Origin of the sequence: Flavobacterium kochi (genome assembly GCF_048286715.1) — a bacterium.
Lineage (GTDB): Bacteria > Bacteroidota > Bacteroidia > Flavobacteriales > Flavobacteriaceae > Flavobacterium.
The window spans coordinates 1-23015 of the sequence record NZ_JBLVPW010000010.1 but is presented as its reverse complement, the minus strand read 5'-3'; the positions used below and the strand labels follow the sequence as shown (position 1 = coordinate 23015).

Annotated in this window: 23 protein-coding genes; 15 read left to right on the top strand and 8 right to left on the bottom strand. The window is 35.0% G+C overall.

All coding sequences use genetic code 11. The features are described 5' to 3' along the window. Positions 1-412: 412 nt before the first annotated feature. Positions 413-856: a hypothetical protein gene (locus ACNQGH_RS10430; protein ID WP_417955945.1), complete on the top strand. Its 444-nt coding sequence runs from the start codon at positions 413-415 to the stop codon at positions 854-856. A 54-nt stretch (positions 857-910) separates the two neighbouring features. Here ACNQGH_RS10430 and ACNQGH_RS10425 read toward each other — a convergent pair whose 3' ends face one another. Beyond that, entirely contained in the window at positions 911-1510 is a 600-nt protein-coding gene (locus ACNQGH_RS10425) for a DedA family protein (RefSeq protein WP_417955944.1), read from the bottom strand. A 315-nt stretch (positions 1511-1825) separates the two neighbouring features. On the opposite strand from ACNQGH_RS10425, the gene rlmD reads away from it, so the two are divergent. The 3 genes from rlmD to ACNQGH_RS10410 all read left to right on the top strand — a co-directional run bounded on the left by rlmD (position 1826) and on the right by ACNQGH_RS10410 (position 4644). Then, on the top strand, positions 1826-3238 hold the full coding sequence (rlmD, locus tag ACNQGH_RS10420) for a 23S rRNA (uracil(1939)-C(5))-methyltransferase RlmD (protein WP_417955943.1): 1413 nt from the start codon (positions 1826-1828) through the stop codon (positions 3236-3238). A gap of 79 nt (positions 3239-3317) precedes the next feature. Next, positions 3318-3857, top strand: coding sequence for a DUF6452 family protein (locus ACNQGH_RS10415; RefSeq protein WP_417955942.1), 540 nt, complete (start codon positions 3318-3320; stop codon positions 3855-3857). Next, positions 3829-4644, top strand: a complete 816-nt coding sequence (locus tag ACNQGH_RS10410; protein WP_417955941.1) for a DUF6048 family protein — start codon at positions 3829-3831, stop codon at positions 4642-4644. Before ACNQGH_RS10415 ends, ACNQGH_RS10410 begins: the two co-directional genes overlap by 29 nt. Before the next feature lie 116 nt (positions 4645-4760). Here the strand turns inward: ACNQGH_RS10410 and ACNQGH_RS10405 are convergent, their stop codons facing one another. Both ACNQGH_RS10405 and ACNQGH_RS10400 read right to left on the bottom strand, forming a co-directional pair. Next, a complete protein-coding gene (locus tag ACNQGH_RS10405) occupies positions 4761-4997 on the bottom strand; it encodes a hypothetical protein (RefSeq protein ID WP_417955940.1) in 237 nt (78 codons plus the stop codon). A 61-nt stretch (positions 4998-5058) separates the two neighbouring features. Further along, positions 5059-6243, bottom strand: coding sequence for a THUMP domain-containing class I SAM-dependent RNA methyltransferase (locus ACNQGH_RS10400; RefSeq protein ID WP_417956077.1), 1185 nt, complete (start codon positions 6241-6243; stop codon positions 5059-5061). A gap of 69 nt (positions 6244-6312) precedes the next feature. Between ACNQGH_RS10400 and ACNQGH_RS10395 the strand changes: the two genes are divergently transcribed. The 10 genes from ACNQGH_RS10395 to ACNQGH_RS10350 all read left to right on the top strand — a co-directional run bounded on the left by ACNQGH_RS10395 (position 6313) and on the right by ACNQGH_RS10350 (position 14345). After that, positions 6313-7077, top strand: coding sequence for a class I SAM-dependent methyltransferase (locus ACNQGH_RS10395; protein WP_417955939.1), 765 nt, complete (start codon positions 6313-6315; stop codon positions 7075-7077). 122 nt (positions 7078-7199) lie between these two features. Then, positions 7200-7868, top strand: coding sequence for a ZIP family metal transporter (locus ACNQGH_RS10390; RefSeq protein WP_417955938.1), 669 nt, complete (start codon positions 7200-7202; stop codon positions 7866-7868). Between the two features lie 173 nt (positions 7869-8041). Beyond that, positions 8042-8857, top strand: a complete 816-nt coding sequence (gene murQ / locus ACNQGH_RS10385; RefSeq protein WP_417955937.1) for an N-acetylmuramic acid 6-phosphate etherase — start codon at positions 8042-8044, stop codon at positions 8855-8857. Positions 8858-8946: 89 nt separating this feature from the next. Further along, positions 8947-9168, top strand: coding sequence for a DUF6095 family protein (locus tag ACNQGH_RS10380; RefSeq protein WP_417955936.1), 222 nt, complete (start codon positions 8947-8949; stop codon positions 9166-9168). Continuing rightward, positions 9168-9740, top strand: coding sequence for a pentapeptide repeat-containing protein (locus ACNQGH_RS10375; RefSeq protein WP_417955935.1), 573 nt, complete (start codon positions 9168-9170; stop codon positions 9738-9740). Before ACNQGH_RS10380 ends, ACNQGH_RS10375 begins: the two co-directional genes overlap by 1 nt. Positions 9741-9742: 2 nt before the next feature. Continuing rightward, complete coding sequence (locus ACNQGH_RS10370; RefSeq protein ID WP_417955934.1) at positions 9743-10318, top strand: DUF1572 family protein; 576 nt, start codon at positions 9743-9745, stop codon at positions 10316-10318. Positions 10319-10425: 107 nt separating this feature from the next. Further along, a complete protein-coding gene (locus tag ACNQGH_RS10365) occupies positions 10426-10800 on the top strand; it encodes a DNA topoisomerase IV (RefSeq protein WP_417955933.1) in 375 nt (124 codons plus the stop codon). 33 nt (positions 10801-10833) lie between these two features. Next, the gene (locus ACNQGH_RS10360; RefSeq protein ID WP_417955932.1) at positions 10834-11604 is read left to right on the top strand and encodes a TerC family protein; all 771 of its coding nucleotides are present in this window, start codon (positions 10834-10836) and stop codon (positions 11602-11604) included. Positions 11605-11766: 162 nt separating this feature from the next. Further along, positions 11767-13686 carry a DUF294 nucleotidyltransferase-like domain-containing protein gene (locus ACNQGH_RS10355; protein WP_417955931.1) on the top strand — a complete coding sequence of 640 codons (1920 nt, stop codon included), beginning with the start codon at positions 11767-11769 and terminating at the stop codon, positions 13684-13686. Further along, positions 13686-14345 carry a 3'-5' exonuclease gene (locus ACNQGH_RS10350; RefSeq protein WP_417955930.1) on the top strand — a complete coding sequence of 220 codons (660 nt, stop codon included), beginning with the start codon at positions 13686-13688 and terminating at the stop codon, positions 14343-14345. Before ACNQGH_RS10355 ends, ACNQGH_RS10350 begins: the two co-directional genes overlap by 1 nt. Positions 14346-14401: 56 nt before the next feature. Here the strand turns inward: ACNQGH_RS10350 and ACNQGH_RS10345 are convergent, their stop codons facing one another. The 3 genes from ACNQGH_RS10345 to ACNQGH_RS10335 all read right to left on the bottom strand — a co-directional run bounded on the left by ACNQGH_RS10345 (position 14402) and on the right by ACNQGH_RS10335 (position 21687). Beyond that, on the bottom strand, positions 14402-17092 hold the full coding sequence (locus tag ACNQGH_RS10345; protein WP_417955929.1) for a DNA gyrase/topoisomerase IV subunit A: 2691 nt from the start codon (positions 17090-17092) through the stop codon (positions 14402-14404). Positions 17093-17280: 188 nt separating this feature from the next. Then, on the bottom strand, positions 17281-17475 hold the full coding sequence (locus ACNQGH_RS10340) for a hypothetical protein (protein ID WP_417955928.1): 195 nt from the start codon (positions 17473-17475) through the stop codon (positions 17281-17283). Positions 17476-18171: 696 nt separating this feature from the next. Then, positions 18172-21687, bottom strand: coding sequence for an SNF2-related protein (locus ACNQGH_RS10335; protein WP_417955927.1), 3516 nt, complete (start codon positions 21685-21687; stop codon positions 18172-18174). Positions 21688-21962: 275 nt separating this feature from the next. Between ACNQGH_RS10335 and ACNQGH_RS10330 the strand changes: the two genes are divergently transcribed. Continuing rightward, positions 21963-22148 carry a hypothetical protein gene (locus ACNQGH_RS10330; protein WP_417955926.1) on the top strand — a complete coding sequence of 62 codons (186 nt, stop codon included), beginning with the start codon at positions 21963-21965 and terminating at the stop codon, positions 22146-22148. Between the two features lie 33 nt (positions 22149-22181). On the opposite strand, the gene ACNQGH_RS10325 is transcribed toward ACNQGH_RS10330, so the two are convergent. Beyond that, entirely contained in the window at positions 22182-22481 is a 300-nt protein-coding gene (locus tag ACNQGH_RS10325) for a nucleotidyltransferase domain-containing protein (protein WP_417955925.1), read from the bottom strand. Continuing rightward, the gene (locus ACNQGH_RS10320; protein WP_417955924.1) at positions 22482-22868 is read right to left on the bottom strand and encodes a nucleotidyltransferase substrate binding protein; all 387 of its coding nucleotides are present in this window, start codon (positions 22866-22868) and stop codon (positions 22482-22484) included. It lies immediately after the preceding gene. Positions 22869-23015: the final 147 nt, after the last annotated feature.

The following is a 23015-nucleotide window of genomic DNA, read 5'->3' as shown; positions in this document are numbered from 1 at the left end:
ATAAAAAATTTGTATACATAACTGTTTTTAAGAAAACTGATTTTTGATAATTTACCATGCAATTCCATAAACTGCCGTATTTGTTAGTACTGTAAATATATATGTTAAAAATGAAAAGCATAAAACCCATCCCATTAATTTCACCGTAAATAGCAACTCTTTTTAGAGTCAATTCCAATTTTGAGTATCTAAAATCAATTGCCTATAAAAATTACAAGGCATCTTGTAACTGTTTTTTAGTTGGTTTTGGTAATCAAAACCCCTAATTTTGCAGACTTCCTGTAGCAACTGACTCCCTTTCATTAGAATTCAATTGCTACTTTATGCAGAAAAATTATAATGGAAACCGACAAAAAATAAAAATTGCTGTTTTAGGGAGCCTATTTTTAATAGATAAAAATCAATCCAATCCGTGTTTAACAAAGCGAATTATAAAGAATGGTTGGACCGATACAAATATGCAGAAATAGCTGCTACAAGTGCCGCCTTGCTTAGTTCCCAATTCAGTAGGATTTTTAGCGGCCTGACCACTGCATATTTGATTACGTCTGCCGAATATTTTGCATTTTATGCAATCATAATCGTGACGTCCTATAGAAAACTGGCTAAAGCAAAGAAACAGCTCAATCAAAAAATTACTTTAAAAGAAACTCTTTTACTGATAAAAAATTTGATATTGGAATTTGGTTACCCCGCCATTTTGGATTTCTTTTTTATTCGCCCGTTTTGTATGTATTGGATGCCAATCCTGGTCGGAAATTTTCTCCCCGGAATTATACTTGGAAAAATTACGTCCGATTTGTTTTTCTACTTGTTTTCCATAATTAACTATGAATTAATCAAGCAAAAAAAATGACTGCCTTCCGGCTTACTGTCTTAGATTTTTTGACATAGCATCTATCCAAAGGATTTAAACTTCTTTATTTTTGCGTATTAATTTACGGGTGAACTTAAAAAAAACACCAATTGTTAAGAGAATCATAAACACAATAAAAATGGAGTGCCGCAGTAGCTCCACTTCTTTTAAAAGGTATTCCAAACTTTTGTTAAATAACATCCCGGCAGCGATATAGCCTATTATAAAAATAATGGTTCCGATACCATTGACCACAAAAAAGGTTTGCCATCTCACATGAAACATTCCTGCAAAAATTGGACTAAAAAATCGCACCTTAGGAATAAAACTCAACAATAGTATGGTTCGAACATTGTGCTCTTTTAATCCTTTCAGATATTTTTCCTGTAGCTTTTCACTGATATTATTTTTAAAGCGATTGATCAATTTATTCCCTGAATAGGCCAGCCAATAAAAGACACTATCAATAATGGTAAGCCCCATAAATGCGGCCAAACCTGCAAAATACGGATTAATTAAATGGTGTTCTGCAATATAGCCGATGGACAACAAGGTTACTTCTTCAGGAATGGGAGTTAATTGGTCCAGGAAAAGAAACCAAATAAAAACACCTAAATAACTTATAGGGCTCTGTGAAATGATATAGCTAAACATAGCATCATTTTTTTAGTTATTCAAATTTACTAAATAGTTAATTAAAAATAAAACATTAAGGCTCAATAAGTTATCCATTGCAATGCTATTTCAACCAAGCACAATATTAAAAACCAAAAAATGCTATTGGCGGTTCCGAAAACCTTGAAACACTTGTCTTAAAGAGTGACCAGAAGCAGCTCCATTAGGGTGCCGCTGACTGCAGAACGAGGATTTGAAGAGAAAAACTGGATTAGTCTCAATAAAAAACACCCCATATTAAAAATATTTCCCAATTTGAATTTAAAAAACCATCCAAACGCTTATTTTTGCGGTATGGCAAAGAAAAATACAGACAAAGTTGTCTTTCATCAAATAAAAGTCCTTGATGCTGGTGCAAAAGGTGTTTCGGTAGCAAAGGCTCCCGACGGAAAAGTAGTTTTTATCCCCAATGTGGTTCCGGGCGATGTGGTTGATGTGCAGACTTTCAAGAAGCGCAAGGCCTATTACGAAGGAAAAGCGGTTCATTTTCATGAATATTCAGCCCACCGTGTTGATCCTATTTGCGAGCACTTCGGTGTTTGCGGTGGTTGTAAATGGCAGAATATGAAATACAGCCAGCAGTTGTATTACAAGCAAAATGAGGTGAAAAATCATTTGCAACGCATCGGAAAAATAGAACTTCCTGAATTTGAACCAATTTTAGGTTCAGAAAAACAGTTTTTTTACAGAAACAAAATGGAATTTTCTTTTTCAAACAGCCGTTGGCTGACTGAAAAAGAAATTGACAGCACCGAAGATTTGGGGAACAGAAATGCACTCGGTTTTCACATTCCGAAAATGTGGGACAAAATCCTGGACATCAACAAATGCCATTTGCAGGAAGATCCATCAAATGCGATTAGAAACGAAGTGAGAGCCTTTGCTAACGAGCATGGATTGACTTTCTTTAATCCAAGAGCGCACGAAGGACTGCTTAGAACTTTGATGTTGCGTACCGCTTCGACTGGTGAGATCATGGTTTTGATTCAGTTTTTTGAAAACGACAAAGCCAACAGGGAGCTACTTTTAGACCATATTTACGAAAAATTTCCGCAAATTACTTCGCTGCAATACGTGGTGAATAATAAAGCCAACGACACTTTATACGACACTGATATTAAATTGTACAAAGGAAGAGATTACATCTTGGAAGAAATGGAAGGTTTAAAATTTAGCATTAATGCCAAATCTTTTTACCAAACCAATTCCGACCAAGCGTATGAATTGTATAAAATAACACGAGATTTTGCCGGATTGACTGGAAATGAAATCGTTTATGATTTATACACCGGAACGGGAACTATTGCACAGTTTGTTTCAAAAAAAGCAAAAAAAGTAATTGGTGTGGAAAGTGTTCCTGAAGCGATTAAAGATGCCAAATTAAATGCAGAACGCAACGGAATTACGAATTGCGAGTTCTTTGTGGGAGATATGAAAGTTGTTTTTAACGATAGTTTCATCGCTCAGCATGGGCATCCTGATGTGATTATTACCGATCCGCCAAGAGACGGAATGCACAAAGATGTAATCGAACAAATTATGAAAATTGCTCCTGAAAAAGTGGTCTATGTAAGTTGTAATTCAGCTACACAGGCGCGTGATTTGGCTTTAATGGACGAGAAATACAGAGTAAGTCGTGTACGTCCTGTGGATATGTTTCCTCAAACGCATCACGTCGAAAATGTAGTACTTTTGGAAAGAAGATAATTAGTTTTTGATTGAAGATTAACGATTTTTGATTGCAGCTTTTAATGAAACTGCAATCAAAAATCTTCATTAAAAAAATATGAAAAAAATAATTTTATTGGTATTCGTAGTAGCACTATCATTCTCCAGTTGTGAGAAAGATGATATTTGCGATGCAAATACCCCCACAACGCCACGCTTGGTAATTGGTTTTTATGATTACTTGAATCCTTCGGTTTTGAAAAATGTGACAAATCTAAAAGTAGTTGGTGGTGGAATGACCGATGGAATTATTTTTAATGCCAGTGCAACAGGGGATTCAAAATACCTCACCAACGGAAGCACAATTTCGATTCCATTGAAAACGAACGAGGATACGACCACTTATACTTTCATTTTAAATTCCGGAAATGCAAATCCAGCATTGGTAAACGAAGACATTATAAAGTTTGATTATATCAGAAATAACGTATTTGTCTCAAGAGCCTGTGGTTTTAAGACGCTTTTTACACTAAACACTTCAAATCCTTATACGCATACTGACGCAGCGATTCCAGATGAAAAATGGATCCAATATATCTCGGTTGAAAAAAGTAATATAGATAACGAAAATGACACACACATTAAAATATTTTTTTAGTTTTTGCCTCATGTTGTCTCTATTTTTGGCACAAGCACAAGATACCGACACCATCCAAAGAAAAAAAATGGATCAGGTGATTCCAGAAGCCCAAAAACCAATAACTAAAAAAATCCCTCAAGAAATAAAGAACGATACCATTGTAAAAACGGATCGTTACGGTTTTCGTGTAGGTGTCGATTTATACAAATTGACTCGTGCTTTATATGATAAAAATTATAAAGGCTTAGAATTAGTCGGTGACTATCGTCTGACAAAAAGATATTTCCTGGCAGCTGAAGTTGGAAATGAAAATAAAACAACTGAAGACGACCGGTTGAATAGCACTGCAAAAGGGACTTACCTAAAAGCGGGTTTTGATTACAATGGCTATGAAAACTGGCTGAATATGGAAAATATTATTTCAATCGGAATGCGATACGGTTTGAGTAGTTTTAGTCAACAACTGAACAATTATAAAATCTACAATGCCAACCCTTATTTTGGTGAATTGCCGGCAATTGCATCAGGAACTAAATACAGTGGATTAACGGCCAGTTGGATTGAAGTCGTGGCTGGAGTAAAGGCTAAAGTTTTTGATAATGTATTTGTGGGTTTCAGCCTTCGCCTGAACACATTGATTACCAATAAAAAACCAGACAATTTTGACAATCTGTACATTCCGGGTTTCAATAGAACCTATAATGGTACTTTTGGGGTAGGATTCAATTATACGGTAACCTACTTCATCCCTTTTTACAAAAAAAAGACGACAAAAGTCGTTACTAAAAAAGTAGAGAAGAAATAATAGGGATTTAGAATAAAAAATAGCGCAAAGAAAACAACAGTTCTCTTTGCGCTATTTTTTTGGGTAAAACGAATTAAACCTTAACCCCTGTACTTCACATATCGAAATTTTTAAGATTATCCAATGACCCGAAGTCCTTTAATAAAAATCCATTTCATAAATAATTTCTCACCTTCTTTCGTTTTTACTGCCTGAAATTTAGGGGATAAAAGTGTGCCTACTGCAAAAGCGGTCAATGGAACCCAGTAGCCTGTTAAATTAGTGTATTGATCCACTATGTATCGGAAGGACGTAAATAATATTGCAAAACAACCAAGTTGAAAAATAAATGCCCGTACTTGTAATTTGGTCATAATAAATTATGCTTTTGAGTTAGTATGAATTTGTTTGGTCAGAAATCTTCAGACCAATATCTTAAATCTGATCCTGATCACCACTTTCTGACACCTGAAATTTGGTTCTCTTGCTTCCTTCGTACATTTCATATTTTACCAATCGCGCTTCTAAACCAGCATTGAAAAGTTTAATTTTTCTGGAAGGTTTCAGTCCGACATATTTCAAGGCTTCAAGATTGGCTGTGATAAGCCAGGCATTTGTTCCCGGGTAATTTTTCTTTAAGGTATCCCCAATACTTTTGTAGAATTCTTCCATGTGGATATCCAAACGCTCGTCATAAGGTGGATTGAAAACCATGTGCAATTTCCCTTCTGATGTTTTTTCGGTATCAAAAAAGTTCTGTTCCTCAACCGTAACGTACTCATCAAGATTGGCATTTTTGATATTGTCTTTGGCTTTTTGAACTGCACTTGGCGCTTTATCATAGCCTTTTATGGTGTAATGAAATTCACGAACACGTTTCAGTAAGCTGTCGGAAATATTATCAAACAAATCATTGTCCCAATCATTCCATTTTTCGAATGCAAATTCTTTACGGTTGATGTTTGCCGGAATATTACAGGCGATCATGGCCGCTTCGGCTAAGAATGTTCCGGAACCACACATGGGATCCAAGAAATCACCTTGACCATCCCAACCTGAAAGCAAAAGAATTCCTGCTGCCAATACCTCGTTTATAGGAGCAATATTGGTTGCGGTTCTATACCCACGTTGGTTCAATGAATTCCCGGAAGTATCCAGTGCCACTGAAACCTGATCTTTGTCGATGTGGATATTAATTCTCAAATCAGGATGCACTTTATCAATACTTGGTCTTTGCCCTGTTCTTTCTCTGAACTGATCGACAATTGCATCTTTACATTTTTGGGAAACAAATTCCGAGTGGTTAAAATATTCAGAATGTACTGTTGTATCAATCACAAAAGTCTGATTGGCATTCAGTAATTTAGACCAATTCACTCCTGAAATACCTTTGTATAAGGCCTGTTCATTGTTTGCTTTGAAAAAATAAATAGGTTTCAGGATTTTCAAAGCGGTGCGCAACGCCAAATTCGCTTTGTACATAAACCCTTTATCTCCTTTAAAACTCACCATTCTCACACCTTGCTCTACGTTTTGTGCGCCCAGCATTTGCAATTCTTTCGCTAATATTTCTTCAAAACCAAAAAAGGTTTTGGCAACCATTTTATAATTATTTTCCATTGTAAAATCAAGTATTCGTTGCAAAAATACACTAAATTTGCATGAATCGAATTAATTGAAAAAGAATAAATGTCTGCAGCACAAAATCCACCAACTGAAAATCAACTAAAATCAACTGAAAACTGGTATACCTCTTGGTTTGACTCTCCCTATTATCACATCCTTTACAAAGAACGAAATTATAGAGAAGCCCAGGTTTTTATGGATAATCTTACACATTACCTAAATCTTCCTGAAAAGGCAAAAGTATTGGATTTAGCTTGTGGCAAAGGCCGTCATTCTATTTATTTGAACCAATTGGGATTTAATGTTCTTGGTGCAGACTTATCTGAAAACAGCATTGCTGAAGCTAGTAAAAACACCAATGAAACACTGCATTTCAAAGTTCACGATATGCGTGAACCCTTTGAAGAAAAATTTGATGCCATTTTCAACTTATTTACCAGTTTTGGCTATTTCGAGAATGACGAAGACAATCTTACCACATTAAAAGCCATCAAAGAAAGTCTTTCAGAATATGGTTTTGCTGTGATTGACTTCATGAATGTTGACCTAGTCTTGAAAACATTGGTTCCCGAAGAAACAAAAACAGTCGAAGGAATCGATTTTCATATCAAAAGGTATCTAAAAGACGGTCATATTTATAAAGAAATTGACTTTGAAGACAAAGGACAAAAATTTCATTTTACCGAAAAAGTAAAAGCCTTGACGCTTAAAGATTTTGAGGAATTAATGGAAGAAGCCGGAATTTACTTGTTGGATATTTTTGGCGATTACAAATTGAAAAAATTCCATAAAACAGATAGTGAACGACTCATTATGATTTTCAAATAGGTGCTTCGATTATTTGTGAATTGGTTTAACCCCTATGTAAAAATTACCTCATTCAGCAAATAAACGGCTCAACACCTATGCGTTAGCGAATTCGCGCAGTAATTAACGATTCAACAAATAATATGAATTATCTTTTACCTTTACTTTCCGTACTTATAGGATATATCTTCGCTTTGGTTTTAAGACCAAAAAACAAAACCAACTTAAAGCTTTTATTGGCATTTAGCGGTTCCTTTTTGCTTTCTTTAACGGTAATGCACCTACTACCGGAAGTGTACGAAAGCGCCAGTCCTAAAATTGGAATTTTTATAATGTTGGGAATCTTATTCCAAATCATATTGGAATTTTTTTCAAAAGGTGCCGAACACGGTCACGTTCACGGACATGAAATAATGACCCAGATCCCGTGGTTACTATTCATTAGTCTTTGTATACATGCCTTTTTGGAAGGATTTCCCGTAAGTCACCATCATGATTTAGCCATTGGAATTGCGATTCATCATTTGCCGATTGCCATTATTCTGACCACTTTTTTCATCAATGCAAGTCTGGATAAAAAAGCCATTCTTTTCTTCATGGTAACTTTTGCAATTATGACTCCGCTGGGAACATTTTTGTCTGATTATATGCCCATCTTAAACGTATATTATACTGAAATTACAGCCATTGTAATAGGAATATTATTTCATATTTCATCTACCATTATTTTTGAAACCAGCGAAGGCCACAAATTCAATATCGCCAAGGTTTCGATGATAATTTTAGGAATTGCATTGGCATATTTTATATAATTTTACAATTTGGACGTGGGACCACAAGGGTCGGAGTATTCGCTGTTTTTTTATTTCATAAAGAAAAATATAAAGTATTTCCGCTGTAATTGCTCACGCAAAAAAATCGAGAACAGCTCATAAATTGTTCCTTTATTTAAATTTTGAATTTTTGCAACTTTGAAACTAAAAAAATGACTTTTACTAAAACTACCGAACAATCCTCAAAATACGAACATTTAGAAAAAATGTCGGTTTCCGAATTGCTTTCTAATATCAATCAGGAAGACAAAACCGTTCCACTTGCTGTAGAAAAAGCCTTGCCACAAATAGAACGTTTAGTAACTGAAATCGTTTCCAAAATGAAATTAGGCGGACGATTATTCTACATTGGCGCGGGAACTTCAGGACGTTTGGGAATCCTTGATGCTTCGGAATGTCCGCCAACATTTGGCGTTCCTTTCGATTTAGTAATCGGAATTATTGCTGGTGGCGACACCGCAATCCGAAAAGCAGTAGAAAATGCCGAAGACAACGCCACTCAAGCCTGGATTGATTTGAAAGCTTTCGATGTTAATGCAAATGATGTAGTAGTAGGAATTGCAGCTTCAGGCACAACTCCTTATGTAATTGGAGGATTGCAGGCTTGCAACGAAAACAATATCAGCACCGGAAGTATTTCCTGCAACGCAGCGAGTCCGCTTTCTCAAACTGCAAAATTTGCCGTCGAAGTAGTTGTAGGACCCGAATTTGTAACGGGAAGCTCCCGTATGAAAGCCGGGACAGCCCAGAAATTAGTACTGAATATGATTAGCACCGCCACCATGATTCAACTTGGAAAAGTGAAAGGCAACAAAATGGTCGATATGCAACTGTCTAATAGCAAACTGGTAGATCGTGGCGTGAAAATGATTATGGAAGAAATTCCCGTCTCTTACCAACAAGCTGCCGAACTATTGAAAAAACATGGAAGTGTGAGAAAAGCAGTTGACTATTTTAAAGGGCAGTAAAACAGGATAGAGAACAATAATTTTTTCAATATATCGATTAACTTTAAACAGTACAATTTTTAAAATTTTTAAAACTTTAAATAAAAATAATGGCAACCAACAAAGAACTATTGTCTAAGGGAATCAAATATTTAGCGGGTGCTTTACCTCTTCTTTTTATTGGTCCGGCAGTGATTTACAATGCCTTTATGAATCAGCAAAATGCGTGGCACTATTTAGTTTTGGCAATAGGAATTGTTGCTTGTCTTGCAGCCATGTTTCTGATGTTTTTGGGATTAAAAACAATTATGAAAAGCTTATTTAACGACTAATGGAAAACCTAATTCACGTTCAAAAAACATTTGAAAAAATCGTTTATACCGACAAGAAAATAAACAACAGGGAATTTGAAGATTGCATTTTTAAAAACTGTGATCTATCAAATAGTGACTTCTCCTATAGTAGCTTTATGGATTGTGAATTTATAGATTGCAATCTGGCCATGACCAAATTATCAGGAACCAGCTTAAAAGGGGTACAATTTAAAAACTGTAAATTGTTGGGCATTCAATTTGAGGAATGCGATGATTTCTTGTTCAACGTCAATTTTCAGGAATGCGTTTTGGATTATTCGTCGTTTGCCAATAAAAAGATGCCCAAGACAAAATTCAATTCTTGTTCGTTGAGAGAGGTAACTTTTGTTGGAGCCAATCTTACGAATTCGATTTTTGACAACAGTAATCTGGAGGGTGCTGTTTTTAACAATACCCAATTAGCCGCAGCTGATTTTTCAAAAGCCACTAATTTTAAAATTGATCCTGAATTCAATCCCATGAAAAAAGCAAAATTTTCTACGCAGGGAATCATTGGACTTTTGGACAAATACGATATTAAAATCCTATAATTATGGAAACAGGTGTTGCCTATCTTGAAAGTGTGAAAAAACAGTTTTTGTATTATAAAACACTGGGAGAAAAAGCGATGGAACAACTCGAACCACAGCAACTTTTTATCGTTATAAATGAAGACACGAATAGCATTGCCACGATTGTAAAACATCTTTCCGGAAATATGCTTTCTCGCTGGACGGATTTCCTGATTAGTGATGGAGAAAAAGAATGGCGCAACCGCGATGCTGAATTTGAAAATGATTTAGAATCAAAAGAAGCTATTTTAGTTTTTTGGGACAAAGGCTGGGATTGTTTGTTCGATGCCCTAAACAAATTGAAACCAGAACAACTGTCACAAATACTATATATCCGAAATGAAGGCCATACGGTGGTCGAAGCCATCAACAGGCAATTAGCACATTATCCCTATCATGTCGGACAAATAGTGTTTTACGCCAAACAATTAAAGAATGGCCATTGGGAAAGTTTGTCTATTCCGAAAAATAAATCTAATAGTTACAATGCCGATAAATTTGCACAAGAGAAAAGCATCAGGAATTTTACTGATGACGAATTAAAACGATTAAAATAAACTAATAACTAAGCCTGCTTATTTCACTGTGGCGAAAAACTGGCCGCAAACGAACCGAACTGACGAGGTAAATAGTTCCAAAATTAAAAACAAACTCAACTTAAAAAATGAAAAAAATAATACTGCTACTCCCACTACTATTGCTACTGTCGTGTTATGATGTGGAGCGCAATTGCAAAGCTTTCAAAACGGGGAAATTCAAATTTGAACACGAAGTCAATGGCGTAAAAAAAACAACCATTTTCGAGCGAAATAACAGCCTGGAAATTGAAACTTTTGAAGGCAAAACTGATACCGCTGCGATTCGTTGGGTAAATGATTGTGAGTATATTTTGCAAAAATTACATCCCAAAAGCAGGGCGGAAGAAAAGGCAATCGACATGAAAATTTTGACAACATCAAAAAATTCCTATACCTTTGAATTTGGAATGGTTGGCGTTGACACAAAACAAAAAGGAACTGTTACTAAGATCGCTGATTAATAATTTCAGACTAACAAATCATAACTAAATAAAATGGAAGTATTTTTAAATCCCGATGCCTGGATTGCCTTATTAACATTGACCTTTTTGGAAATTGTATTGGGAATAGACAACATTATTTTCATATCGATTGCTACTGGGAAATTACCCTTTGAACAACGCAAAAAAGCCACCAAAGTGGGAATGTTTCTTGCTATGTTCATGAGAATTGGGCTGCTGTTTGGAATTAATTTATTGATTCAAATGAAAGAACCTTGGTTTCATATCGATTTGAGTTGGTTTTCAGCTGATATTACGGGTCAAAGTATCATTCTGTTATCAGGAGGATTATTTTTGATCTATAAAAGTACGAATGAAATCCGGGAGAAAGTAGATGAGAAAGGACATGAAGAAAAAGAATTAAGCAAAGCAGCTACGAAATCATTTCAAAATGTACTTTTACAAATCATTATGATTGATTTAGTATTCTCTTTTGACAGTATCCTTACTGCGGTAGGTATGACAAATGGTGTTGAAGGTGCTATGTATATTATGATTACTGCTGTGGTCATTTCTGTATTAATTATGATGCAATTTGCTGTTCCTGTTGGGAATTTTGTCAACAAACACCCCTCTATTCAAATTCTGGGATTATCTTTTTTGATTTTAATTGGGTTTATGTTACTTACTGAAAGTGCTCATTTATCAGGTGCTTTAATCTTTGGAAACCACGTTACACCAGTACCAAAAGGCTATTTATACTTTGCCATATCTTTCTCTTTATTAGTTGAAGTACTAAATATGAAAATGAAGAAAAATAAGTAAACAAAAAACATGTTTTCATGAAAAAGCTCCCCTAAGGAGCTTTTTTTATTCTGGAAAACATACCGCCCTACTAAAATAACGAAATACAAAAAAGACTCCAATTTGGTCTTTTTTCTTTTTATATATTTGTTTTATAAATTAACTTAGGTGCAAATAAGCGTCATGAAAAATACTATCTCCCATAGAGTTGCAGACTTTTTAAAAAACTTCCCTCCTTTTAACTTTTTACATCAAAAAGATATCGAAACTCTTTCTGAACAAATATCTATCATTTATAAAGAAAAAGACAGCGTAGTATTTGCCGAAAATGAAGAAACACACAACTGTTTTTATGTGGTTCATAAAGGCGCTGTAACACTTAAAAATAGCCAGAAAAACGATATTTTGGACATGTGTGATGAAGGAGATATTTTTGGATTGAGGCCACTTATCGCCAATGAGAACTATCAGATGGAAGCCCGAACCTATGAAGAAAGTATCCTTTATGCCGTTCCGATCAGCATCTTCAAACCGTACGCACTGGAAAACAGAGCCGTAGGAAATTTTTTAATAGAAAGCTTTGCCTCAAATACGCGCAATCCCTATTCCAAAAGTCATAGCGGAAAACTATATGGCGAAACAATAGGAAGTGAAACTTTGGACCTTGATAAAAATCTACTCGATATACAGCCTGTAAAATACTCCAAAAAATTAATAACCTGTTATTCTTCAACTACAGCAAAAGAGATTGCTGAAATCATGACAAAAAAAAATGTGGGTGCCATTCTCGTTATAGAAGATAAGCTTCCCATTGGCATCATCACAGATAAGGATTTAAGGAACAAAATTGTGACAGGAGAATTTCCGATCACCACAACTGCTGACATGATAATGACCTCTCCGGTTATTACATATCCAAAAAAAATGACCATTACGCTGGCGCAAATGGCAATGATGAAAAGCAACATCAGCCATTTATGTCTTACAAAAGATGGCACGGCCAATTCCAAAGCTGTTGGAATCCTGTCCAAACATGATGTTATGGTGGAACTTGGTAATAACCCTGCGGTTTTGATAAAAGCGGTCAAAAGAGCTAAAAAATCCAAACAGATAAAGCCAATACGAGCCAGTATAATGCAATTGCTGCAAGGATATTTAGATCAAAATATCCCCATGACACTGACTTCTAAAATAATAACAGAACTAAACGATGTCTGTATAAAGCAAGTGATCGCCATTGCTCTAAAGAAAATGAAAACGCCTCCACCTGTAAAATTTGCATGGCTGGCATTGGGAAGTCAAGGGAGGAGTGAACAGCTATTACATACTGACCAAGACAATGCCTTAGTTTATGAGGATGTCCCGGAAGAATTAAAAGAAGAGACTAAGACGTATTTTTTAGAATTGGCTACTCATGTTAATAAAGGACTTTTTGACATCGGCTATGATTATTGTCCGGCAGAAATGATGGCTTCCAATCCAAAATGGTGCTTGAGCCTTGGTGAATGGGAAAGCCTGGTTTACCATTGGATCACCAATCCGGGAAAAAACGAAGTATTATTATCCTTCATATTTTTTGATTACAGTCTGTCCTATGGGGATAGAGAACTCGTTAATAATCTGTCCGATTTTATTTTTGAAAATATAAAAGCCAATCCTGTATTTTATATTCATTTAGTAAGTGGTGCATTGCAGAGCCCTTCTCCTACAGGATTCTTCAGACAACTTCTCGTAGAACAGGATGGTGCCCACAAAGATTTTTTTGACATAAAAAGACGGGCTCTAATGCCATTGACCGATGCCGCAAGAGTATTGATTCTCTCCCATTCAGTAAAATCCATTAGCAATACCCCGGAACGTTTTGAAAAATTAGCAGAATTAGAACCCCACAACAGAGAATTGTATTTAGCCTGTTCTTATTCGTACAAGGCCTTATTGAAATTCAGAACCAAACAAGGGCTTTTGCATCATGATTCCGGTCAGTTTATTGCCTTGGAAGCACTATCCAAATTAGAAAAAATAAAACTAAAGCGAACTTTTAAAACCATAAAGGAACTTCAGGAACTTATTACTATCCGATTTAATGCTTCAAACATATTATAATGATGAACTTCTTTGAAAAAAGTAAAGCTGTTTTATTTAAATTTTGGAACAAATCCGAAAAATCATCCGATGACGAACAATCGAACGATATTGATACTACGCGTTTTATTGTATTGGATACGGAGACCACGGGTTTTGATTATACCAATGACAGAATACTTTGTATTGGGGCCATCATTCTGCAAAACAATACGATTCCAATTCATGATAGTTTTGAAGTTTTTATTCAACAGGAACATTATGATCAGGCAACTGCAAAAATTCATGGAATTCTGAAGGAATTTGTCATAGACCGTCCCACTGAATTAGATGCCTTACAACAGTTTTTGGCCTTCATAGGAGACTCCATTATAATTGCTCACCATACTACATTTGACATTACTATGATTAACAGGGCACTGGAGAGAAATGGATTGCCGGAATTAAAAAACAAAACTTTGGACACCGCGGTGCTTTATAAAAAGACCTTACTGGTTTCTCATTTATTGGAACGTAAGGATCACTATAGTTTGGACGAGCTTGCTGATAAATTTGATATATCCAAAAAAGACAGACATACGGCAATGGGTGACGCCTATATTACTGCAATTGTTTTTTTGAAAATTATAAACAAATTGAGAGAAAAAAAGCCACTTACCTTAAAACAGTTGTTCAAATAAAACACCTGAAAAATGGTAAAAACGCATAAAAAAAGTTCCTAAAGGAACTTTTTTTTTTATTCTAAAGATAAAGTTATTTGACCATCATCTTCCAGTTGAATATCCACATCATCAGCGTCAGTTTCTCCTTTTACTTCTAATTCTTCCGGAATGATTTCCTCAGGAACTTCGTAAGGCAAAGATTCCAAAAGGTTTACTTGTTTTAACTTGTCGGCTGTTAATTGATTTCCCAAAGCTTTAAAGCCTTTTAAAGCGATAAAGGACTCAATATCTACGGTCATATTTTCTTTTTGGACTCCTTTTACTTTCGCAAAAACCAATTCGGCAACGGGACGATAATCCGTCGACACAATTTCAAGATTTGAATTAGGATGTTCTGTAATAAAACTTTCCTCTTTGTTCTCCGTTTCTACCAGGAAACGTTTAATATAATAACGCTGTTTTTCACCATCATAATAAATCGCTGAAATTGGTTTTTTAGGAACCCATTTTTCCAAAACTACCATATCTTCATCAAAATGAGTCGATAATTCAGGCGTAATTACTTTTATTTTTCCAGATTGTGATATTATAAGAATCTTATCACTTGGTCTGAATTCGCCCAACAACTCTCCTCTTCCATCCACATTTAGTCTTTGGACGGTATCGTCAAACCAAACTTTTCGAGGCAATAAAGTAGAAATTCCTTTCTCTTTCAATTCTATTTTCTTAATTGGATATTTGGTTACCAAATTTCCTTTCGAAGCACGTCCCTTTATGGTTAAACTGGCAAAATCAATATCGAATTTCAATTTTTTCACACTTCCAACCTGGCGTAATATTATGGTAATAACCTCCGCTTCTCCATTTGGATTACAAGAAAAATACACTACTTGAGAACCTGCAGTTTCATTGGTTAAATCATAGGCTTTGTCTCGGGTTACCCCAGAAACATTAAATCTTTTTATATAAGAAGGACCTGATTTTCCGTCGCGGTAAATCATATTGTAAATGGTCCGCTTGTCGCTTTTGTCAAAAATAGCAATGTGAATAATATCTTTACCCACAAAGGTTTTAGCGTCCACTTTGGTAATCATCATTTTACCATCTCGCAGAAAAACAATTACATCATCAATATCTGAACAATCCGTAACGTATTCGTCTTTTTTCAAACTCGTTCCTACAAAACCCTCTTCTCTATTTACATACAGTTTCGTGTTTCTTAAAACAACTTTGGTGGCTTCGATATCATCAAAAACACGAAGTTCTGTTTGACGTTCTCTCCCTTTTCCATATTTCTCTTTTAACTTGGTAAAGTAGGCAATTGCAAAATCAATCAGGTGTTCTAAATTGTGTTTTACCTGTTCGATATCACCTTCCAGCGATTCGATTTTATCCTGTGCTTTATTGCTGTCAAATTTAGAAATACGCATGATTCGGATGTCCAGTAAACGCAGAATATCCTCTTCAGTTACTGCTCGTTTCAAATGTTGAATGTGCGGTTTCAAACCATCATCAACAGACCTGATTACGCCTTCTCTGGTGGTTTCTTCTTCAATGTCACGATAGATTTTATTCTCAATAAAAATACGTTCCAAAGAAAGAAAATGCCATTGTTCCTCGAATTCACTCAACTGAATTTCGAGTTCGCTTTTCAGCAGTTGAACGGTTCTGTTGGTTGAAATTTTCAACATCGCAGAAACGCCGATAAACAGCGGCTTGTTGTCTTCAATTACACAACCTAATGGCGCCACAGAAGTTTCGCAAGCCGTGAAAGCAAACAATGCATCAATCGTTTTGTCCGGAGAAACACCGGGAAAAAGGTGAATTAATATCTCAACCTCAGCAGCGGTATTGTCCTCAATTTTCTTGATTTTGATTTTCCCTTTCTCATTCGCTTTCAAAATACTGTCAATCAAAGTGGTCGTATTTGTGGAAAACGGAATTTGGGTAATCACTAAGGTATTTTTGTCTAACTGACCAATCTTAGCACGTACGCGAATACGTCCGCCACGCAATCCATCATTATAATTGGACACATCGGCAATACCTTGTGTCATAAAATCAGGATATAGTGTAAAAGGTTTCCCTTTCAATATTTTTATCGAAGAATCAATTAATTCATTGAAATTATGCGGTAATACTTTCGTGGAAAGACCAACCGCAATACCTTCTGCTCCCTGTGCCAGAAGCAATGGAAACTTCACCGGAAGATTATTGGGCTCTGCTCGTCTTCCATCGTAAGAAACGCCCCAATCGGTAATTTTAGGACTATAAATAACCTCCAACGCAAATTTAGACAAACGCGCTTCGATATAACGAGAAGCCGCAGCACCATCTCCCGTTAGGATGTTTCCCCAGTTTCCCTGGCAATCAATCAATAATTCTTTTTGACCGATTTGCACCATCGCGTCACCAATACTTTGATCTCCGTGCGGGTGATACTGCATAGTGTGCCCTACAACATTGGCAACTTTATTATAACGGCCATCATCTAATTCTTTCAAAGAGTGCATGATACGGCGTTGTACCGGTTTAAAACCATCTTCAATCGCAGGAACCGCACGTTCCAGAATTACATAGGAAGCATAATCCAAAAACCAGTCTTTATACATTCCCGTAACTTTGGTAATAGTGTCGTTTTCGTCTTCTTGATTATCGTAAAAATGCTGTCCTTCAGAAGATTTTTCTACGGATTGATTTTCATCAGTTGCATTATCTTCTTCCTGACCTTCTGGAATTGTATTTTCGTCTTCTTCGTCTTTCATTTATGCTGAATGTTTAAATTTTACTTTAAACTATTATAATTATTAAATTCCTGAATTTTGAGATTTAAAACTTCTTTATTCGCAAGGTATTTATTCCAAACATCTCTGAAAATTCTCATCAATTTATCCAAAGACTTTTGCTTTTCATAACTTTAAACCAACTTATTAAGCAAATGAATCGATAATGGTTATTTACTTTTTTTATCAATTACAATAGTCTTGATAGACTCTTTTTGAATATCAGAAAGTAAAGTGTCAACTCTCGAAAATATCAAATTAATATCTTCTTCACTTGTTTTTTCAAGATCATTATTTTCAAAATCATTACCATCAATAACAATATTTAAAACATCCTTAGTAAACTGTGTTAATCCTTCTTTCAATAATCAATCAATTTTATTTTCTAACTGAGTAAATTTTCGCTGAATATCATCTATTCCGAATTAAAGTGGTTTCTTCTTCCAAAAATTCATCTTCATTATAACCTAAGTTTTGTAAATCTCCCTCAACTCTTCGATAGGTTGGAAAAAAACATGATTCCTTATTCCCTTACCTCTTTTTTAATGTTAAAATCAAATTCCCTAAAAAGAGAATTAAACATAAACTATTTTTCAAAATCCTGAAAATATCTAAATAATCTGTGAATCGTATATTTTCTAAACTTTGAATTAGCCTCAAGCATTCTTTCTAATTCACAGGCTTTTATTTTAATTATTTTTTTTACTTAAAGACTCAAATTGGACATATCAAAATTCTTTAATAAATTCCTTTATTTTCAGGCTCTTTATATAATTTATCTATCGATTTCTTAATTTCATCTTTTTTTATTTCTATTTCATCTTTCTCAAATATAACAACTAATTTTTCGAAATTAAAATCGTTTAATCTTAGAAAGTTTCTTTTAAGTGCATATATAATAAATTAAGTCTTTGAGTTTCCTAATCCATTTTCACCGATGAGATTTTTTTTATTTCATCAAATATGATATTAACATCGTTTGTACCAAACAACCCCTTCAACCTTAAAACTTTTTATAATATTATTCATAATTATTTTCCTATACAAACTTACAAAATAAATCAGCTCACCACAAACAGCTCCCTCAACTCCTTATTACTTAAATTCCCAATCCAATTCTCACCTGTGGAAACAGTCATTTCGGCGAGTGCCTTTTTGGCTTGGATCATATCGTTTATTTTCTCTTCAAAGGTGTTTTTGGTGATGAAACGATGCACCATTACGTTACTTTTTTGTCCAATTCTATAGGCTCTATCCGTGGCTTGTGCTTCTACGGCGGGATTCCACCAAAGGTCAAAATGAATGACGTGGTTTGCCGCAGTAAGATTCAAACCTGTTCCTGCGGCTTTCAGCGAAAGGATAAACACTTTGTCAGCACGATTGTTTTGAAAACCATCGACCATTGCTGCGCGTTGATTAAGGCTACAACCACCGTGATAAAACAGCGGGTCTTCTTTGTATCGTTCGGTGATAAAATGTTTTAACAATTTTCCCATTTCGGTAAATTGGGTAAAAATCAACACTTTTTCGCCACTTTCTATAATGCTGTCCAATTTATCAAATAGCAATTCCATTTTGCCACTGATAGTCGCATCCAAAATATTGTTTTTAAGGTATTGCGTGGGGTGATTGCAAATTTGCTTCAGAGCCAATATCATTTGCAATACCAAACCTTGGCGTACAAATAGTGATTTGCTGTCATTGCCTTCCAAATTATCAATATCGACCATTGCTTTTTGCAAGGTTTGCTCATACAAACTGGCTTGTTCTTTAGCTAAAGTTGTATAGCAATCCATCTCAATTTTATCAGGCAAATCAGATATAATAGTTCTGTCGGATTTCAAGCGTCGCATCATAAACGGAGCGGTTATTTTCTTCAAATTTTCGGCAACTTCTACATCATTAAACTGCTGAATCGGGTTGCCGTAGGTTTCGTTAAACTCTTTGAGATTGCCCAAAAAACCACGATTGCTATAATCCATAATGCTCCAAAACTCGCTCAATCTATTCTCTACTGGCGTTCCGCTCATAGCTATAAAATGATTGGCTCCAATGGTCTTAATGGCTTTGGTTTGCTCGGTATTGGTGTTTTTGATGTTTTGTGCTTCATCAATTACGAGCGAATGCCATTTTTTCTTTTTCAACTCCTTGGCATCGCTACGCACAATTCCATAAGAAGAAATTAACACGTCAAAATCATCGTCCTTATCCAATTTCCGATTCCCCCCGTGATAAATTTTTGTTTTCAAAGTTGGAGCAAATTTCTCAATTTCGGTTTGCCAATTCGTCAAAAGTCCTGTTGGAGCAACCACCAAAGCTTTTTCTATTTCGAGTAATCCGTCTTCTTTGTATTTCAATAAAGTGGTAATGACTTGCAACGTTTTCCCCAATCCCATGTCATCCGCCAAGACCGACCCAAAACCAATTTTGGCATTGCGATACATCCACGAAAACCCACGATGTTGGTACGGACGCAGTTGGGCATTGATACCTTTTGGCAATTCGATTTCGGAAAAATTAGTCAGTTCGGCAATCAAATCTCGTACTCCATCGGTCAAGCCAATTATTGCTCCTTGGTATTCGCCACTCAAAGCCGCTCGTAACATTTCAAAAGCCGAAAGTTCTTTGGTTGATGTAAAATGCTTGTGTATTTTTTCTAATTCTTTTTGATTTACATAAATATATCTGGATTTATATTTAAGTAATCCGTCTGATTTTTTAAGCAATTTATTGAATTCTTCTTCGCTCATCAGCTTGTCACCAATGGCAATTTGCCAATCAAAATCGAACAATTGTCCGAGATTAATAAACGATTTCCCTTCTGATTTCCGTTTAATTTTAAGGCTCGATTTGGGTTTCAAAATTTCCTGCAAGGCTTTTGGTAACAAAATATCAATATCCAAAAGCTGAATGGCCGGAATCATTTCCATCAAAAAAGGAGTAAAAACAGCATTGTTCATAATCATCTTATCTGCACCTTGACTGTTGATATATCCATCTAATCCTGCAATAAATGGACTTAATTGGGTAAGACTTTGAAGGATTTCGTACCTGTTTTTATTGAATTTTTTCAAATTTAAAATATCATGTAAACCATAAGGTGTTTCGTCGGGCTGCTGTTGATTGTCTTTGATCTTTAGCGTAATCAAAAAATCATCATTTGCTAGTTCACTGACCACAATTTGCGGTTTGTAATTGCCTTGGGTAATGAAATATTTTTGAATCCAAGCCGAAATACCACCACTCAAGGCATCTTCCCCAGGTTTTTTAAACCCGTAAATTTCATTTCTAAAAAACAAATTCAAAAACAAGTCTTGATTAGGTACATCCTCCAGAATGTGTATCATTTCGGTCAGAAACAACGACAGTAAATTGAATGCTTGATTGTTATTAATCGCTTTTTGCCCTTTTTTTTCTTCCCAAAGAAAAATGGCTGGCGGCAAAATTTCTTCTAATTTTTCGACCAAACTTCGAACATCCTTGCTCAACATTGCGGGCAACCAACGTATTGCAAATTCCTTGTTTTTCAATTGCACAATTTGGGGTATTACCGCACCATTTGCCAAAAGATGCACCGAGAAATGCAGAATTGTATGCAACGAAGCCGTGGAAGGTTGGTAATCTAGCGTTTTAGACGAATTAATTTGGGCTATTTGTTGTAAAAAACAAAGAAACGAAAACTGGGTTTCATTTACAAAAATTTTCGATTGATAGGTTTCATCTATCGTGATTTTGTTGTGACTGTGTGGATTTATTTTTTGATCTTGAAGACTCGCTTTTAAAAACAAATTCTCTAGCGATATTTTGCCTTGAACTACTTTTTGGGCTACTTTTACCGTTCTGGCAATTTTAGAACTGTATTTTTCCTTAAAATTCCCAGCACCTTGATAGAACGCAGGAAAGTCGGCTAGCAAGGTCGTTAACGGTTCGTGTATGGGAGACAATTTAGAAAATGATAATTTCTTATAGGCATTTTCGGGATTGTAGTTAGCTGTTTTTTTCTTTTTGGCATCAAAATACAAATCGGTAATCTTTGGGATTTCAGACGTCGTGGCGTTTACAAAAATCCCCAATTTATTCAATTCTTCAATCAAATTCATTTGGTGTAACTCAAACACCAAAAACGGATTATTATCAATCTCGGCACTTACTTTATACACTACTGCCGCCAAGTGTTTGCAAGGCACCGCCCAATCAGGACAACTGCATTGCATCTTAAAATCAGTCCATTGTTTTGGAAATACTTTCAAGCCCAAATTTTCGGCAATGGTCAATACTTCGGGGTCGAGTTCCCTGTTTAACAATTTAGAAATAATGGTTGGTTTCTTTGCCAAAGCAATGATAAACTCCCCCAATTGTGGTTCGAAAAACGGAGGTAAAGTAATGTCCACATTATAAGGTTTCGGTCTGCTTCCCGCAACCTTGGCTTCTATTCTGTTGGTCTTAAAAATAATTTTGGTAACAGCACCTTTCTTGGCATAACTTTTTCCCCGATCCAACCTGTTTTCGTAATCAATATTGCTCAACGATTGAAGCCATTGCTGACCCCACCAGGTTTTTCCGAAATTACTTGACATATTTTTATTTGTTATAATTTATTATTTGTTTTCATTATTGTCCGATAAAATTAATGGCTCTAGAAATATCGGATTTTAGCTTTGCAAAATTAAAAAGATGAGCAAAAATAAGTGTTTTTCGACTAAATCGGTTTTCGGACAGCTGATTTCTTTAATAGATGATTTCTTTAATAGATGATTCGATAATAAAAGACGCTGTTAAGAAGCATGATTCAGATAGATATGTAAAACGTTTCAAAAATAAAAGACCATTTGTTTAGCATAATTTATGTAGTTTGGTTAAGTGTAATTCTTTACGTGAAGTTGCAGGTGGAATGCTTGGATTGTCTGGAAAAACAGAACATTTTCAGTTGAGTCATATTCCCAAACGAAGCATTTTGTCCGATGCAAACAAAAATAGAAAAGTTGAGTTTTTTGAAGATATTTACAAATTGCTCCAACAATATGATTACGTTTTGTAGGACAGCCGAATTCTAATTTAACCCTGAACCATTTCAAATTCTTTTATAAAAAATTTTTCCTACTCGGTTGATATGGTCTTTTAAACTTTCAGAAGTTAATTGATTATAAATTGAAATGTCAAATAAATAAGGGATGTAGCTATCGTCTATTTCATCTTTAATTTTCATTAAATCTTTTCTTTCAATATCTCCAATTATAGTCAAATCAATATCTGATCCTTCCCTAAAATTACCTTTCGCTCGTGAACCAAAAATAATTACTTTCTCAATATTTTCATATTTATAGAAAATATTATTCAATTCGTTTATTATATTTTGAGTAATTCCAAACATTTATATAGCTAACATTGTTACTTTAAAATTTTCAAATTCTTGAATATAATCCTCAAAAATTATTTTGATTATTTTTAGCATCTCATCTTCATCATATGTATGAGACATTAAATTTCGTGATTTTATCATATCCATCCATATTTCACCATTGTTAATTATCTTAACATTAAAGGCTAATCTAACGGCATTTTTACTTCCGTAAATTTCATCATATCCTTGATATTCTAGAAAATCCTTCATCACTTTCCAAGAAAGTCCCTGTGTAACTTCAAATGCCTGAATAACACCTTGATTTTCCAATACTGTTAACTCTCTTGTTTTATATATTTCAAAAGCATTTTTTAATTGCTCCCAGTAGTCGCAACTGAATAAAATAAAAAGCCCCAAAGTGTTGATAAATCAAGCTTTAGGGCAGTCATAGTCTCACCAAAAAGGTGTAAATTGTATTTGCGAAAATTCAAAATGCGACTATGGACAAAGTTATAACATCTTCGAAGAATGTCACTCCTTTTGGGGGATTAAATTTAATATATA